The organism is Mycoplasma bradburyae (assembly GCF_024338845.1).
Taxonomy (GTDB): Bacteria; Bacillota_I; Bacilli_A; order Mycoplasmatales; family Mycoplasmoidaceae; genus Mycoplasmoides; species Mycoplasmoides bradburyae.
Map to the genome: position 1 here is coordinate 323925 of NZ_CP101414.1, position 15013 is coordinate 338937.

Below are 15013 nucleotides of genomic sequence, written 5' to 3' on the forward strand. Positions count from 1 at the left end.
TGAATTATGGATAAAAAATATTTTGTTTTAGTTGATTCTAATAGTTCAGAATTTAATTATCAGATACCTAAAAATGTCGATAGCTTTATTCATTTTTTGGATATAAATAATAGCCATTCTAATTTAAATATAAATGTTGACTTAAATGAGAATTCTTCCGCAAAAGTTATTATTTCTACATTTGGTATAAATGAAAATAATAAGAAATATAACATTAAATTAAACCACTTATCAAACAACGCAAAAAGCGTTTATCAAAACTATGTTGTAGCGACTGATTCTTCGAGTGTGTCTTCAACAATAACTAGCATTATAAAAAATAACACCTATCACAATGATACGATTCAAGAAATCAGAGGTGTATTATTAAGTGATGATGCAACCGTTAAAGGTGAACCGCAATTGATCATTGATGATAATAATGTTAAAGCTAAACACGCTATGGCTGTGGGTAGATTAAATCAAGGTCACTTGTTTTATTTAATGTCTAAAGGTGTTCCTAAATCAGAGGCTATCAAACTAATCTTGATGGGTTACTTCATTAAAACAATCGGAATAATAGATGAAGAAGAAAAGAGAAAAGAAATAATTAAGCAGATTGAAGATTTATTCTTAAAAGTTAATTATGAAAGTTCAATTAATTAGAGAGCAATTTAGTTGATTAAAAAATAATAAAGATTGAATTTATTTTGACAATTCGGCTACAAGTTTAAAGCCTGATGTCGTAATAAATTCAATATCTGATTATTATCAAAATTGATCGCTAAATCCGCATAATAAAGATACGGATATATCTAATAAATTAAACGTAATAATTAATGAGACTAGAGAAAAAACAGCTAAATATTTAGGTATTAATGCAAATGAAATAATTTTTAATAGTTCAGCTACAGAAATTCTAAATCTATTTAGTTTTGGTTTAAGTTCTTATCTTAAATCTGGTGATGAAATCATAGTTAATGAATTAGAACACGCAAGTAATCTAGTTAATTGAATAGAATTAGCTAAAAGAAATAGTCTTAACCTTGTTTTAGTTAAATCTTTAGATGAAATTAAAGATAAAGTTAATAATAAAACTAAGGTTGTTTCTTTTTCTGCGTTATCAAATGTTTTTGGTTATGAAGTTGATTATCTAAATTATGCAAAAACAATAAAAACTAAAAATAAAGATTGTTTAGTTTTTATTGATGCAACACAATTAGCTGCGCATAAAAAGATTGAAATTACCGAAGATATTGATGGATTATGCTTTTCAGCTCATAAAATTTTTGGACCAACTGGTTTAGGAATTGGATACATCAAAAAAGCGTTACAAAAAACATTAAAACCACTTAAATATGGCGGGGATATGTATTATGATTTTAATATCAATAATAAAACAATCTCATTCAAAGATAACCCACTTAAATACGAAGCTGGAACTAATAATATCGCATCAATCTATGCTTGATCTAAATCATTAGATTTTATTAATGATATTCATGAAAATGGTTGGTATGATTACGAACAAGAATTAGTTAATTACTTCAAGAAAAAAGTTAAAGAACAAGATAAACTAATTCTTATCAATCAAGATTGTAGTTTTCCAATTTTCTTAGTTCAGATACCTAACATTCATTCACAAGATCTTGCTTGGTATCTTTCAACTAAGAAGATTGTCACAAGAGCTGGTGTATCTTGTGTTCATTTATTAAAGAATTATCAAAAAGATGGTTATGTTAGGGTTTCATTATCAGTTTATAATACAAAAGAAGAGATTGATTACTTCTTTGAAGTTATCAAAGACTTTGAATTAAAGGATGTTTTAAATGAACTATTCTAACCCATTGATAAGAAGACAAGTAATAATAGATTATTACCAAAACCCAATAAACTACCTAAAAACACCTATTAACAACGATCAATATCAAACAATACAAACTAAATCAGATAGTTGCACAGATCAATTTGATATTTATCTATTAATTAAAGATAACGTAATAGTTGACCTTAAGTTTAGTGGTAGTGGTTGTATTATTTCCCAAACCACTTTTGATTGTTTATCTAAATATTTAGTTAACAAGAATATTAATGAAGCTAAAGAATTATTAAATGCTTATTTAGAATTCATTTTTAATGATCAAAAAAATGCAATATTAGCCGAAGAATTTGAAGTTTTTTCTTCAGTTAACATGCAATCAAATAGAACAATATGTGCAACAATTAATGCAAAAGCATTAATTGATTATTTAAATAAGGAGTAAATCAATGGCTATTTCAAAAAAAATCTTAAATAAAAAATATCAATATGGATTTTATGATAAAGATACAGCTATCTTTGAAACTAATAAAGGAATTTCTAGAGAAATAGTTAAAAAGATCTCTAAATTAAAAAATGAACCAGAATGAATGCTAAAAATTAGATTAGATGCATTTGATAAGTTTATTAAAATGCCTAATCCTAGTTTTGGTCCTGATCTATCATTTATTAATTATGATAATGCCATAATGTATTCTAAAGCGATTGATAATCCGCAAACAGATTGAGAAAACGTACCTAAAAAGATCAAAAATACTTTTAAAAAATTAGGTATTATGGAAGCTGAAGCGAAATTCCTAAATGGTGTATCAACTCAATATGATTCTCAAGCTGTATATAACAATATCGCTAAAGAATTGGAAGAAAACGGAGTTATTTTTACTGATACTGATACAGCAGTTCAAAAATATCCTGAATTAGTTAAAAAATACTTTGGATCAATTGTCCCTGCAGATGATAACAAATTCGCGGCTTTAAACACAGCTTTTTGATCTGGTGGTTCATTTGTATATGTACCCAAAGGTGTTGAGATTAGAAAACCACTGCAAGCTTATTTTAGAATCAATGGAAAAAACGTTGGTCAATTTGAAAGAACAATTATAATTCTAGAAGAAGGCGCTAAATGTCACTATGTTGAAGGATGTACTGCTCCTGTATATTCTGAAGATAACTTACATTGCGCTGTTGTTGAAGTTTTCTTGCATAAAAACTCAGTTGGTCGATATACAACGATTCAAAATTGGTCTGATAATGTTCTAAACTTAGTTACTAAACGTTCAATTGTTTATGAAAATGCTAAGATGTCTTGAATTGATGGGAATATTGGAGCAAGAATCAATATGAAGTACCCGTCATCAATTCTTGCGGGTGAATATGCTTCTAGTGATTGTATCTCAATAGCAGTAGCGAATAAAGGAATTATTCAAGACGCAGGAGCTAAAATGATTCATTTAGCTCCGCATACAAAATCTAGAATAGTATCTAAATCAGTTTCATTCAACGGAGGAGATACTTGTTATCGTGGTTTTGTTAAAATCGATAAAAACGCTCATTATTCCAGTTCTAAAGTGGAATGTGATACCTTGCTAATGGATAATATCTCTAGAACTGACACTCTACCAACTGAGATTATTAAGAATAAGTATTCTACTTTAGAACATGAAGCTAAAGTATCTAATATTAGCGAAGAACAATTGTTCTATATGATGTCTAAAGGAATATCTAAAGAAGTAGCTGAAAACTTAATTGTGTTAGGTTTTATTGAACCTTTCACCAAAGAACTTCCAATGGAATATGCGATTGAGCTCAATCGATTAATTACTATGGATATGGAAGGAAGTGTAGGTTAATAGTTTATAATTAATAAGATATAGTGTTAATTAATATTTAGCTTATGCGACCTTTTATTGAGCCAAATTATTATGAAGTATTAGGTGTAGCTGAAACTGCTTCTAAAGAAGATATCAAAAGAGCATTTAGACGTCTAGCGCGTGAATATCACCCAGACGTTAATAAATCGCCTGATGCTGAAGCTAAATTTAAAGAGATCAATAGAGCATATACTATTCTAGGAACTGAAACTTCTAGATTTGATTTTGATCGCCGACTTAAACAAAGACGTCAAACAACAACATCTGCTGCATCTTTTTTTCAACAACGCAATTCAACTAGTACTAATGTAAGCCGTAATAATCAAAATTATTACCAAATCCTTAATGTATCTGAAACTGATTCAATCGATAAGATTACAATTCAGTACAAAATGGTAAGATTGCAACACTCAAGTGTGTTTTCAAGAAATAATTTTTCGGCTGAGACTCTTCGTAAAATTGAAGCGGCTTATGAAGTATTAAGCGATCCAAATAAAAGGGCTAGGTATAATCTTTATTTAAAACAGACTAATCCTTCTGTTATGAGTTTTGAAGTTTGATTGGCTAAAAACCCAGAACCAACAAACGTTAAGAAAAAAGTTGCTCCACCAGTAATTAAGGAAGAGAAACAATCTAAACAAAAAACAGAAAAAGAATCAACACAAGAACGATTAGAAACAGAAGATAAGCCTCAAGAAGAAAAAAATAAACAAATTTACGACCCTGATTCTTTATTCACTAAAACAATCAAGGGTGGCCTTCGTATCATCAAAAGAACTACCAATATTCAATTAGGATTAAGTTATTTAATGCTAATCTGTATTATGATTAGTTTAATCTTAACTTTCTTGCAAAAAAACTCAGTTCTTGCTGATGTATATCCAATACTAAGTTCGATTTGATATCCATTCGTATCAGTTTTATTTGGAATAACAACTTTATTAAGTTTCTTTAATATGTATTTATCATGAGACTTTAGTGTTAAGAATCCAGAATTCAAGAAAGTTAATATGATGTGAATAATAACTTCCTTATTATTCTTTAGTGTTTTTTATGCTGCTTATGTAACTAAAAAAGCAATTGAAAACCAAAAAATATACATGAATCGAATAAATAATTCGTAATAATCTTTATAAATTGTTAATATAAAGTAATCAAACGGTAATAAGGTTTTATGAAAAGAAAAGTTGCGATCTTGGGAACAGGGGCATGAGGCACTGCTCTAGCAAATGTTTTATTAAAAAATAACCATACTGTAAAAATGTGGGGGATTGATTTAGATGAGATCAAAGACCTAAATAATGGTTATAATACTAGATATTTTGGTCATAAAAAGTTATATAAAGCTCCAGATTTAGCTTCAACTGATTTAGAAGAAGTTGTAAGTGATTGTGACTTTGTTTTATTAGCGATCCCTTCTAAATTCTTTGGAGATGTTTTAGATAAACTTGCTAATGTTTTAAAAGATCGTAAGATTAATTTAATTAATGTAGCAAAAGGGATTGATTCTAATACTAAGCAATTTTGATCTGATGTAATTAGAAAGTTATTCGAGAAAAACCTATTGTCATTAACTTCATTACTAGGTCCTTCATTTGCGATCGAAGTATTTAACAACCATCCAACAGTAATTAACGCTGTATCAAGCGATATTAATGCTTGCAAAGATGTTTGCGAGTTATTTAACAACGACACTTTTGAATTAATTCCTTATCAAAATGAATTATCTGCTCAACTATTTGCTGCGATTAAAAATGTTTGTGCGATAGGTACAGGAATTATTTTCGAACAAAGTCAATCAGCTAACACAAGATGCGCTTTTTTAACTAAACTATTTAACGAAATGGATAGCATGTACCAAGGTTTAGCTAAAGATAACTACAATCCTAAAGATTGTAATCAATTAAGCGGAATTGGTGATTTCATTTTAACTTGTACTAATCCACAATCAAGAAACTTTAGTTTTGGTAATCTAATCGCTAAATATGGGATAAAAAATGCTTTATCTAAAAATAACAATACTGTAGAAGGTTATGTAGCTGCTAAAACAATGTACGAATTGATTAAAGCTAATAACTTAGAATTAAAATTGCTTACAACGATTTATCAAATATTATACGAAGATTTGGATGAATCTATTTTGATGAAAAAATTGATTAATTAATACTTATTATGGACGACAAAAAGAAACTAGAAGTTAATTTAACCGCAGTTATTCCTTATTTTGATGATTACGAACAATCTAAAGCAGAGAGCGAAAGTACGGTGACGATCTCTGATAAAACGATTGAATTATATGAGTATTATCAAAACGCAATAAAAGATATTAAGTTATCTAATACCAAAGAGATTTATCTTAATGATTATGAAGCGATTAATGAGATAAACAATAATTTTTATCAAAACTATAACGATTCAATTAATCAACAAAATCAATATAGTTCATCATCGAGTGATGAGTCTTCTAGTTTTAATCCTGAACGTCAAAAAGAATTTTACCAACAACACGCTCAAGCATTTTATGATAATCCTGAATTTTATCAAAATCAGGATTATACGAACAAAAACGGATCATATAATTCAGAACCTTATGAAGGTCCTTTATTTAATGATTCGATTTATAATGATCCATTTATTAGTTATGATGCGACACCGATTAATAATCAACACGTATCATCATTTACTGATGGAAGAGAACGCTTATTTTCAGATAGTGTAATCGATCCTAAAGAAGTTGAAAGAACAGCTGAAGTTGAGATTGAGAACTTTATAAAGAAAACGGCTGATAAAAAAGAAGCTAAAAGGAAAGCTAAGGAAGAAAAAAGAAGACAAAAAGAAGAACAAAAACGTCGTCAACAAGAAGAGAACGAATGATATAGAAAAGCGATGGAAAACAACACCCAATCGTTCAAAGTTGATTTCGGTTTTGATTATGAAAGTGTTGATTGAGAAAACATTGACTTCGGTGGTGGTTTAGCTGATGATAATAATGAAAGCGAGATTGATGAAGCTTACAAAACGCTTGGACTTAGTCGTAGCGATTCGAATGATCAGATCAAATCTGCTTATCGTAAGTTAGCAAAAAAATATCACCCAGACCTTAATAAAGATCCAGGTGCTGAAGAAATGTTTAAAAAGATTAATCAAGCTTACGAAGTTTTGAGTGAGTTTGTGCTTTAGTTTTGATTTAATGTTTTAATTAAATTGATAATCGCATTGATATAAACTTCATAACATACTTTAATTTCATCAAACGTGATGCATTCATTAGGTGCGTGCATTAATACAGAATCTTCTGCTGGACCAAAAGCTACGCAGTTATCAACTAATTTAGCATAAGTTCCTCCGCCAATTATCTTTGGTTGAGGATCTTTTTTATTAGTTGTAAATTCATAACAATCTAACATTAGTTTTAATAATGGTGAATTCAAATCAAAGTTTTTAGCTGGTTTAGTATCTATTAATTCGAATTTAGCATTAATCTTATTTTCTTTTAGATAGTTAATAATACCATTCTTAACATCATCAGTAGTATAAGTTACAGGTACTCTTAAATTCGTATTAACATAAATCATATCATCTTTAGTAAAGATTGTACCGATGTTAGCAGTAACTTCACCAGAGAAATCATTAAAACCTTTTAACGCAGTGTTTAGAGCGTAATGATTATCAAAGTAATTATCATTAATATACTTAATTAAATCATGATTATCGTCAAATACCTTACCGTATGATTTCAAGGCATTAACGATCGCATTAATTCCTTTGTTTGGTTGAGAACCATGCGAAGCGACACCAATATATTCAACACCATCGTTAAGTAATTGTTTGTTGTGATTATCTTGATAATCCATCAATTTTTTATTGTCACTTGTTGAGATTTTGCAATAATCAGCAATTTGATTAATTACACTTCCTCCATTAATTATTAGTTTATTTTCAGAATTGAAAATTAAACTAAAATCGTAGATTAGTTTTTCAGTGCTTATTACTGGTCATTGACCATCTGGCGTAAATCCGAAATCAAACTGACCATGTTCTTTGATATAGTGCTTCATGCTATCCATATCAGTTTCTTCGCTAAGACCAAAGATTATTCTTATTGTTCAATTAGGATCAATTAAATTATGGTCAAGTAAGTATTTCATTACATATAAACTGATAATACTAGGTCCTTTGTCATCAAGAGTTCCTCTAGCAATAATACTATTGTTTTTAATGATCGGTTCAAACGCTGAAGTGTTTCATTGTTCAACTAAACCTTCAGATACCACATCAAGATGACACATGATGCCAAATAATTTAGAGCCATTACCGATTTCGCAATAACCATAACGGTTATTTTGATCTTTATAAATTCTAAAGTCAAGTGATTTAGCTAAATTTAAAACATAGTTTAAAGCATCATCAAGATCTTTTCCATAAGGTAGTTTAGGGTCGTTTGATTTAAATGAAACAGAAGGTATTGCGCAAAGATTTTTAATATCCTCAATAATTAAATTTAATTCTTTATCTGTTAATGGGTATTTTTTGAACATTGTTTTATTTATCACTATTAAATTATATAAATTTAGTCATAAATGACTAAATAAGTTTAAAAAGAAAATAAAAAAACACATCGCTAAATGATGTGTTTTTTTAGACTATATGATTTTAATGAATTAGTGAGGTAAGTCGATACCATTAACTCTTAATCAAATAATTTGAGATGGTTTAGCTAATTTAGAATAAGGACAAGTTTGGTGAGCTAGAGTCATTAATTCTTTAGCTTTAGATTCTTCTAAATCAACAGTTAAAGAGATGCCAACTCTAAGTTCGAAAGCCATAGGTTCATCTTGTTTGTGTAATTCAACAGTTACTTCAACTGGAGCTTCTTTAACATCAAGACCTAATTTACCAGCAACAGCAAAAACTGCTTGAGAATAACAACTAGCGTAACCAGCAGCAAATAATTGTTCAGGGTTGTATCTATCAGTGTGAGTACCACCCATAGCTTTAGGGAATCCTAGGTTTAAAGAAAGTTGTCCGTCAGTTGTTTGAACTAAACCTTCGCGTCCAGCTTTAGCTTTAGCAGTTGATTCATATACCTTGTTAAACATATTTTTATTTTCTTGTTATTAATTTTTATAGATAAATTATAAAGCATACTTATAAAAAAAGTTTTTTAAAGCATACTTTAAAAAAGTGATCCAAAAGGGTTTTTATTTGATTTAATCATACGACCCATTTCTTCCATCTTACTAGATGCGTTTTGCCAGTCTTTTAATAACTTATTAAGTTCTTCAACCTTACGACCTGATCCTTTGACGATTCTAGCTTTTCTTGAAGGTTCTCTTATTATTAATTTAGGATTTCTTCTTTCTTTTAATGTCATAGATGACATTAAAATTTTTCAAATTCTTATTTTTGAAGTTGCTTCTTCTACTTTTTCATCGCTGATCTTATTAGCAAAACCAGGTAACATTTTAATAATTGATCCTAAACCACCCATTTTAGATATAGATTGAGTTTGTTGTAATAAATCCTCTAAATCCATACGACCTGAAAGCATTTTTTCAAATGTTTTCATTGTTGATTTTTCATCAAATACTTCGGTAGCTTTTTCAGCTAAAGTCATGACGTCACCAAAACCAAGGATTCTATCAGCTATTCTTTCAGGGTGGAATAATTCAATTGCATCTAATTTTTCACCACTAGTTGATAACTTAATAGGTACATTAAGAATTGATGTTAATGATAAAGCAGCACCAGCTCTAGCGTCACTATCAAGTTTGGTAATAATAATCCCGCTTAGCTTTAAATAATTATTAAATTCAGTAGCAATATTTATAATTTCTTGACCAGATAATCCATCAACTACTAAGATAATTTCATCAGGATCAACGGCATTACGAATATTAACTAATTCGTTCATTAGTTCAACATTAGTTTGTAATCGTCCAGCAGTATCATAAATGATAACGTCACAATTTTTTTCTTTAGCAACATCAATCGAATTCTTAGCAGTCTTAACTGGATCACTTAAACCTTCATTATAAAAAGGCATGCTGATCTGATTGGCTAAAGTATTTAATTGATCAATAGCGGCAGGACGATAAACGTCTAATCCAACTAATAAGCTATTCTTTTGTTTTTGTTTGTTTATATATTTAGCTAACTTAGCTACAGTAGTAGTTTTACCAGCCCCTTGAAGACCTACCATCATAATCTTTGATAATTTCTTATCAATGCTTAATGGTTGATTAGATTTACCTAAGATATTAACTAATTCATCTTTAATAATTTTTAAAAAATAAGCTTGAACATCAGTTGATTTATCAATTGATTGTCCTATTGTTTTTTCTTTAATTGATTTGATGAATGTCTTAACAACGTTAATATTAACGTCAGCATCTAATAGTGCAATGCGGATCTCGCGTAAGACTTCTGTTAGGTCTTCTTCTTTTATTGTTTGAGCTATTAATCGCTTCTTTAAAGATTTAGCGACAATAGATGAAATCATTGATTTAAACATATTTGATTATTATTTTCAAATTACTACAAAGTAATTTTTTTTACCTTTTTTAATAACAGTTAGTTTTTTATCCTTACTAGGTGTATAAACGGTTTCTGGATTATCAACCTTAATATCATCAATTTGAATTGATCCTTGAGATATTAATTCTCTCAGAATTCGTTTAGAATCAGCTACTTTAGCTTGTAACAATAAATCGATTATTTTATAGGATTGGTTAAGATCAAGTTCAACTTTATCAAAGTTAGCAAAAACCACGAGTTTTTCTTGATCAGATAATTCCTTGATTTTGTTTTCAAATAAAGCTCTGTTCATTTTGTAAACATTATCTAAATGTTCTTGAGAATGAATTAATTTAATTAAGTAATCAGCTAAATATCTTTGACCAATTCTTGCTTTTTTATCTTCCTTATGAGCTTTGATGATTTCTTCGATTTTTTCAAGTGATTCTTCTAGAGCGTATCGGTAAATTAAATCAACAATAAACTCATCATCTTGGTTGTAAATGTATTGTCAAATTTCGTAAGGATGAGTTAGATTTTCATCTAAATATAGCGCACCTTTTTCAGATTTACCGAATTTGTTACCATTAGAATTTAGTAATAAATTAAAAGTTAAACCGCAAAGATATTTAGTTTGCTCTTCATCATACTTTTTCTTGATTAGATCAATTCCGGTAGTTATATTACCTCACTGATCTGATCCGCCACATTGAACTTGAACATCGTATTTTTCAAATAGATGCAAGAAGTCGTTACCTTGAATTAGGTTGTAAGAAAATTCTGCATATGAAATCCCGTTTTCAATTCTTGATCTAATAAACTCTTTATCTAATAAATATGAAACATTAATTAATTTCCCTACATCTCTAAGAAAACTTAAAAAATTCATATTCTTATAGAATTCGATATTATTAATAATTGTTGCGTTTGTATAACGTTCTAATTGAGCTTGAATTTTCTTAGCATTATCAGCAATTACTTGAGAATCTTGAATTTTTCTTTCAGAAGCTTTGCCGCTAGGATCACCAATTAAACCAGTAGCACCACCTAAAATGGCGTAAGTTTTAAATCCAATTTTTTTAAAGTATTTAAGAGTAATGATCGGTATTAAGTTTCCTAAATGGAGAGATTGACCACTTGGATCAAAACCAACATAAACCCCCTTTTCGTGTTCTAATGCTAATTTAAGTTTTTCTTCATTAGAAATTTGTTTTATTATATTTCGTTTTTTTAATTCTGCGATGATGTCCATAGATTTGATTATTAATTAAATTGTGTTTTGTATTAATCGATAAAAAAGATGATTATTATCTCTTAAAATAATTCAAAAACTTTGCAATTTATTTTTATGTTTTTGTTCGATTTTATCGATAATTTTTATTTTTAATAAAAATGGATTTATTAAAGTTTTAGTACTTTTTTAATTAACTCTATAAGTTAATTTTAATATGATAAATCTTCGTAAATTGGATGTTTATCTAGTAGTTTTTTAACTTCTTTTTTAATTTTATTAATAATGTCTTTATTTCCTTTAGATTTAATGATTTGATCAATTCAATCAGATATTTGAATAAAATCATTTTGATCTAAGTTTCTTGTAGTCATAGCAGCTGTTCCTAATCTAATACCACTTGGATTAGTAGGTTTGTTGCTATCATATGGAATCGTGTTTTTATTAACTACGATTCCTGCTTCATATAATCAATTTTCTACTAAATCACCAGTTAAATTAAATTTAGAGAATAGGTCAATAGTAAATAAATGATTATCTGTTCCGTTAGCTATTATTTTGTAACCTTTTTTAATAAAAGCATCACAAAAGGCTTTATTATTATCAATTACATTCTTAATATATGTTTTAAATTCAGGTTGTAATGCTTCTTCAAAAGCAATTGCTTTAGCAGCAATTACATGCACTAAAGGTCCACCTAATTCACCGGGGAATACAGCGCTGTCAATTTTCTTAATTAACTCTTCTTTATTGGTTAAGATAACTCCTCCTCTAGGTCCTCTTAAAGTTTTATGAGTTGTACTTGTAACGATATCGCAATAAGGAATCGGATTTTGATGATAACCTGTGACAATTAAACCAGCAATATGAGCAACATCAGCCATTAAGTAAGCACCTACTTGATCTGCGATTTCTTTAAATTTTTTAAAATCAATAAAACGTGAATAATTAGATGCTCCACAAACAATTAATTTTGGTTTAATTTCTAGCGCTTTTTTTAATATTTCATTGTAATCTAATAAATGCGTATTTTTATCTACATTATAGTGATAAAAATCGTATATTTTTCCGGAAAAATTTACTTTAGAACCGTGAGTCAAATGACCGCCATCATTAAGACCCATAGCAAGCACCTTATCGCCCGGTTTTAATAATGCTAAATAAGCAGCAGAATTAGCTGTTGATCCTGAATGTGGTTGAACGTTAGCATGCTTTGCGCCAAATAATTTTTTTAACTTTTCGATTGCAAGTGATTCAATTTGATCTACAAATTCACATCCACCATAATATCTTTTATTAGGTGTACCTTCTGCATACTTATTAGTTAGAATTGATCCAGTAGCTTTTAATACGTTTTTAGAAACATAGTTTTCTGAAGCAATCAATTCAATGTGGTCTTTTTGTCTTTGTAATTCCTTATTTATAAGATTAATAATATCCATAATTTACAACCTGCATATTTAATAACATTGTTTATTATAAATAAAGAATTGTTTATTCATAAATAAAGAATATTTGTGATAAAATTATTATGCTTTATGTAGTTTAGTGGCTTCTAAACTATATTTTACAATGGGACCTCAAAACAAAGGTTTATTTTTTTTAAATATTAAAAGGTAATTAATAATGCAAAAAACAACAATGCAAAAGCCAGTTGTTGCAACAAAAAACCGTAAGTGATATTTGGTAGATGCTTCAGGTTTAGTGTTAGGGAGATTAGCAGTTAAGGCTGCTAACTTGCTAAGAGGTAAAAACAAACCTGATTTCACTCCTAATGTTGATTGTGGTGATTATTTAATCATATTAAATAGTGATAAAGTTGTTTTGACTGGTAACAAATTAGATGGTGAAAAGTGATACCGTCATTCAAACTACATGGGTGGAATTAAATCACGTACAGGTCGTGAAATGGTTGAACACTATTCTGACCAATTAGTTTATGATGCAATTAGAAAAATGCTTCCTAAGAACCGTTTAGCTAAGGATATGCTTCGTAAATTAAAAATTTACAAAGATGGTAAGCATGAGCACGATGCTCAACAACCTACAACATTAGATTGGAGTAAATAATGGCTACTACGACTTTTAAAGGATTAGGTAGAAGAAAATCTTCAACTGCTATAGTTAAATTAACTCCAGGTTCTGGAAAATTAATTATTAACAATAGAAAAGCAGAAGAATATTTTCCTAATAAGATCGTTATTCAAGATATGCGTCAACCATTAGAACTTACTAAAACATCTGAATTATACGATATCAATGTTGTAGTTTCTGGTGGTGGATTTACTGGACAAGCTGGTGCTATTCGTTTAGGGATTGCAAGAGCTTTAGTTAGCATGAATCCTGATCTTAAAAAACAATTAAAACAACACAAACTAGTAACTCGTGATGCTCGTGTTAAAGAACGTAAAAAATTCGGTCTTTATGGTGCGAGAAGAGCTCCTCAATTTACTAAACGTTAAGATAATAAAATCCCTTTATATGGGGTTTTATTTTTATATGTAAGCATTTTTTTATGTATACTCGAAGCAAAACTAAGAAAGTTTTTGTAGGTAATGTTCAGATCGGCGGGCAAGATAAAATTGTCTTGCAATCAATGACTATCGCTAAAACTAAAAATGTTTCAAAAAGTTTAAAAGAAATTAATGATTTGGTTAAAGAAGGGGCTGATCTAGTTAGAATAGCTGTGTTTGACGATGCTGATAAAAAAGCGATTAGAAAAGTTGTTGAAAAATCTCCTTGTCCAATCATTGCTGATATTCACTTCAACCCAGATTATGCGATAGCTGCGATTAAATCTGGTTGCAAAAAAATCAGATTAAACCCAGGAAACATTAAATCTAAAGAAAAGTTAAAAGAGATTTGTGTTTTAGCAAAGCAACATAATGTACCGATTCGAGTTGGTGTTAACTCTGGTTCAATTCCTTCGGATTTGATGAGAGAATACGGAGTTAGCGCTAAAGCAATGATTATAGCAGCTCAAAGATATGTTCGTATGCTAAAGCGATTTGATTTTGATGATATCGTGATTTCATTAAAAACATCAAGCGCTATGCTAAGTATGGAAGTGTACGAATTAGGTGCTAAAAAATTTAATTATCCAATGCATTTAGGGATAACTGAAGCTGGTACTTTAATTAATGGTACGATTAAATCAGTGGCAGGTTTAACTCCCTTATTATTAAAAGGTATTGGTGATACGATTAGAATTTCTTTATCAACAAATCCAGTTGATGAAATCAAAGTAGCCAAAAAAATGCTTAATTCGCTCGGTTTGTATGATAATCTAGTTGATGTTGTTGCTTGTCCAACTTGTGGGAGATTAAACTTTGACTTATTCAAAGTTGTAAACGAGGTTGAAAAATTTGTAAAAGATTTAAATTTTCCCTTAAAAGTATCAATTTTAGGTTGTTCAGTTAATGGCCCAGGTGAAGCTAAAGAAGCTGATATTGGTATTGCTGGTGGTAAGGAAGAAGGAATCATTTTTAAAAAAGGAATCGTAATAAAATCTGTAAAACAAGAATATTTAGTTGACGAATTAAAAAAAATGATTTTAGAAGAATATGATTTATTTAAGAATAGAAATAATAAATAATA

At 29.1% G+C, this 15013-nt stretch carries 14 protein-coding genes and 1 pseudogene; 10 read left to right on the forward strand and 5 right to left on the reverse strand.

Annotated features, from left to right (window positions below):
- Nucleotides 1-6: 6 nt before the first annotated feature.
- The 7 genes and pseudogenes from NMG68_RS01310 to NMG68_RS01340 all read left to right on the forward strand — a co-directional run.
- Complete coding sequence (locus NMG68_RS01310) at nt 7-645, forward strand: SufD family Fe-S cluster assembly protein (protein ID WP_255034898.1); 639 nt, start codon at nt 7-9, stop codon at nt 643-645.
- Nucleotides 626-1822 (forward strand): aminotransferase class V-fold PLP-dependent enzyme, encoded by a 1197-nt coding sequence (locus NMG68_RS01315; RefSeq protein WP_255034899.1) that lies wholly within the window; start codon nt 626-628, stop codon nt 1820-1822. The genes NMG68_RS01310 and NMG68_RS01315 overlap by 20 nt, the downstream gene beginning before the upstream one ends.
- Nucleotides 1809-2243: an iron-sulfur cluster assembly scaffold protein gene (locus NMG68_RS01320; RefSeq protein ID WP_255034900.1), complete on the forward strand. Its 435-nt coding sequence runs from the start codon at nt 1809-1811 to the stop codon at nt 2241-2243. The genes NMG68_RS01315 and NMG68_RS01320 overlap by 14 nt, the downstream gene beginning before the upstream one ends.
- Before the next feature lie 4 nt (nt 2244-2247).
- Complete coding sequence (gene sufB / locus NMG68_RS01325; protein WP_255034901.1) at nt 2248-3648, forward strand: Fe-S cluster assembly protein SufB; 1401 nt, start codon at nt 2248-2250, stop codon at nt 3646-3648.
- A gap of 44 nt (nt 3649-3692) precedes the next feature.
- Nucleotides 3693-4793: a DnaJ domain-containing protein gene (locus NMG68_RS01330; RefSeq protein WP_255034902.1), complete on the forward strand. Its 1101-nt coding sequence runs from the start codon at nt 3693-3695 to the stop codon at nt 4791-4793.
- A gap of 50 nt (nt 4794-4843) precedes the next feature.
- Complete coding sequence (locus tag NMG68_RS01335) at nt 4844-5833, forward strand: NAD(P)H-dependent glycerol-3-phosphate dehydrogenase (RefSeq protein ID WP_255034903.1); 990 nt, start codon at nt 4844-4846, stop codon at nt 5831-5833.
- An 836-nt stretch (nt 5834-6669) separates the two neighbouring features.
- Nucleotides 6670-6837, forward strand: a pseudogene (locus tag NMG68_RS01340) (DnaJ domain-containing protein); the annotation flags it as partial.
- Nucleotides 6838-6845: 8 nt separating this feature from the next.
- On the opposite strand, the gene NMG68_RS01345 reads toward NMG68_RS01340, so the two are convergent.
- The 5 genes from NMG68_RS01345 to glyA all read right to left on the reverse strand — a co-directional run bounded on the left by NMG68_RS01345 (nt 6846) and on the right by glyA (nt 12858).
- On the reverse strand, nt 6846-8207 hold the full coding sequence (locus NMG68_RS01345) for a Sapep family Mn(2+)-dependent dipeptidase (protein ID WP_255034904.1): 1362 nt from the start codon (nt 8205-8207) through the stop codon (nt 6846-6848).
- A gap of 123 nt (nt 8208-8330) precedes the next feature.
- Nucleotides 8331-8768, reverse strand: coding sequence for an Ohr family peroxiredoxin (locus tag NMG68_RS01350; RefSeq protein ID WP_255034905.1), 438 nt, complete (start codon nt 8766-8768; stop codon nt 8331-8333).
- A 77-nt stretch (nt 8769-8845) separates the two neighbouring features.
- Nucleotides 8846-10171: a signal recognition particle protein gene (gene ffh / locus NMG68_RS01355; protein ID WP_272416780.1), complete on the reverse strand. Its 1326-nt coding sequence runs from the start codon at nt 10169-10171 to the stop codon at nt 8846-8848.
- 21 nt (nt 10172-10192) lie between these two features.
- Nucleotides 10193-11437, reverse strand: a complete 1245-nt coding sequence (tyrS, locus tag NMG68_RS01360) for a tyrosine--tRNA ligase (RefSeq protein WP_255034907.1) — start codon at nt 11435-11437, stop codon at nt 10193-10195.
- A gap of 191 nt (nt 11438-11628) precedes the next feature.
- Complete coding sequence (gene glyA, locus NMG68_RS01365) at nt 11629-12858, reverse strand: serine hydroxymethyltransferase (protein ID WP_255034908.1); 1230 nt, start codon at nt 12856-12858, stop codon at nt 11629-11631.
- A gap of 184 nt (nt 12859-13042) precedes the next feature.
- On the opposite strand from glyA, the gene rplM reads away from it, so the two are divergent.
- From rplM to ispG, 3 genes are read left to right on the forward strand one after another with little or no spacing between them, the layout of a single operon-like run.
- Nucleotides 13043-13486, forward strand: coding sequence for a 50S ribosomal protein L13 (rplM, locus tag NMG68_RS01370; protein ID WP_255034909.1), 444 nt, complete (start codon nt 13043-13045; stop codon nt 13484-13486).
- Complete coding sequence (gene rpsI, locus NMG68_RS01375) at nt 13486-13878, forward strand: 30S ribosomal protein S9 (protein WP_255034910.1); 393 nt, start codon at nt 13486-13488, stop codon at nt 13876-13878. Before rplM ends, rpsI begins: the two co-directional genes overlap by 1 nt.
- Nucleotides 13879-13931: 53 nt before the next feature.
- The gene (ispG, locus tag NMG68_RS01380) at nt 13932-15011 is read left to right on the forward strand and encodes a flavodoxin-dependent (E)-4-hydroxy-3-methylbut-2-enyl-diphosphate synthase (RefSeq protein WP_255034911.1); all 1080 of its coding nucleotides are present in this window, start codon (nt 13932-13934) and stop codon (nt 15009-15011) included.
- The last annotated feature ends 2 nt before the right edge of the window (nt 15012-15013 follow it).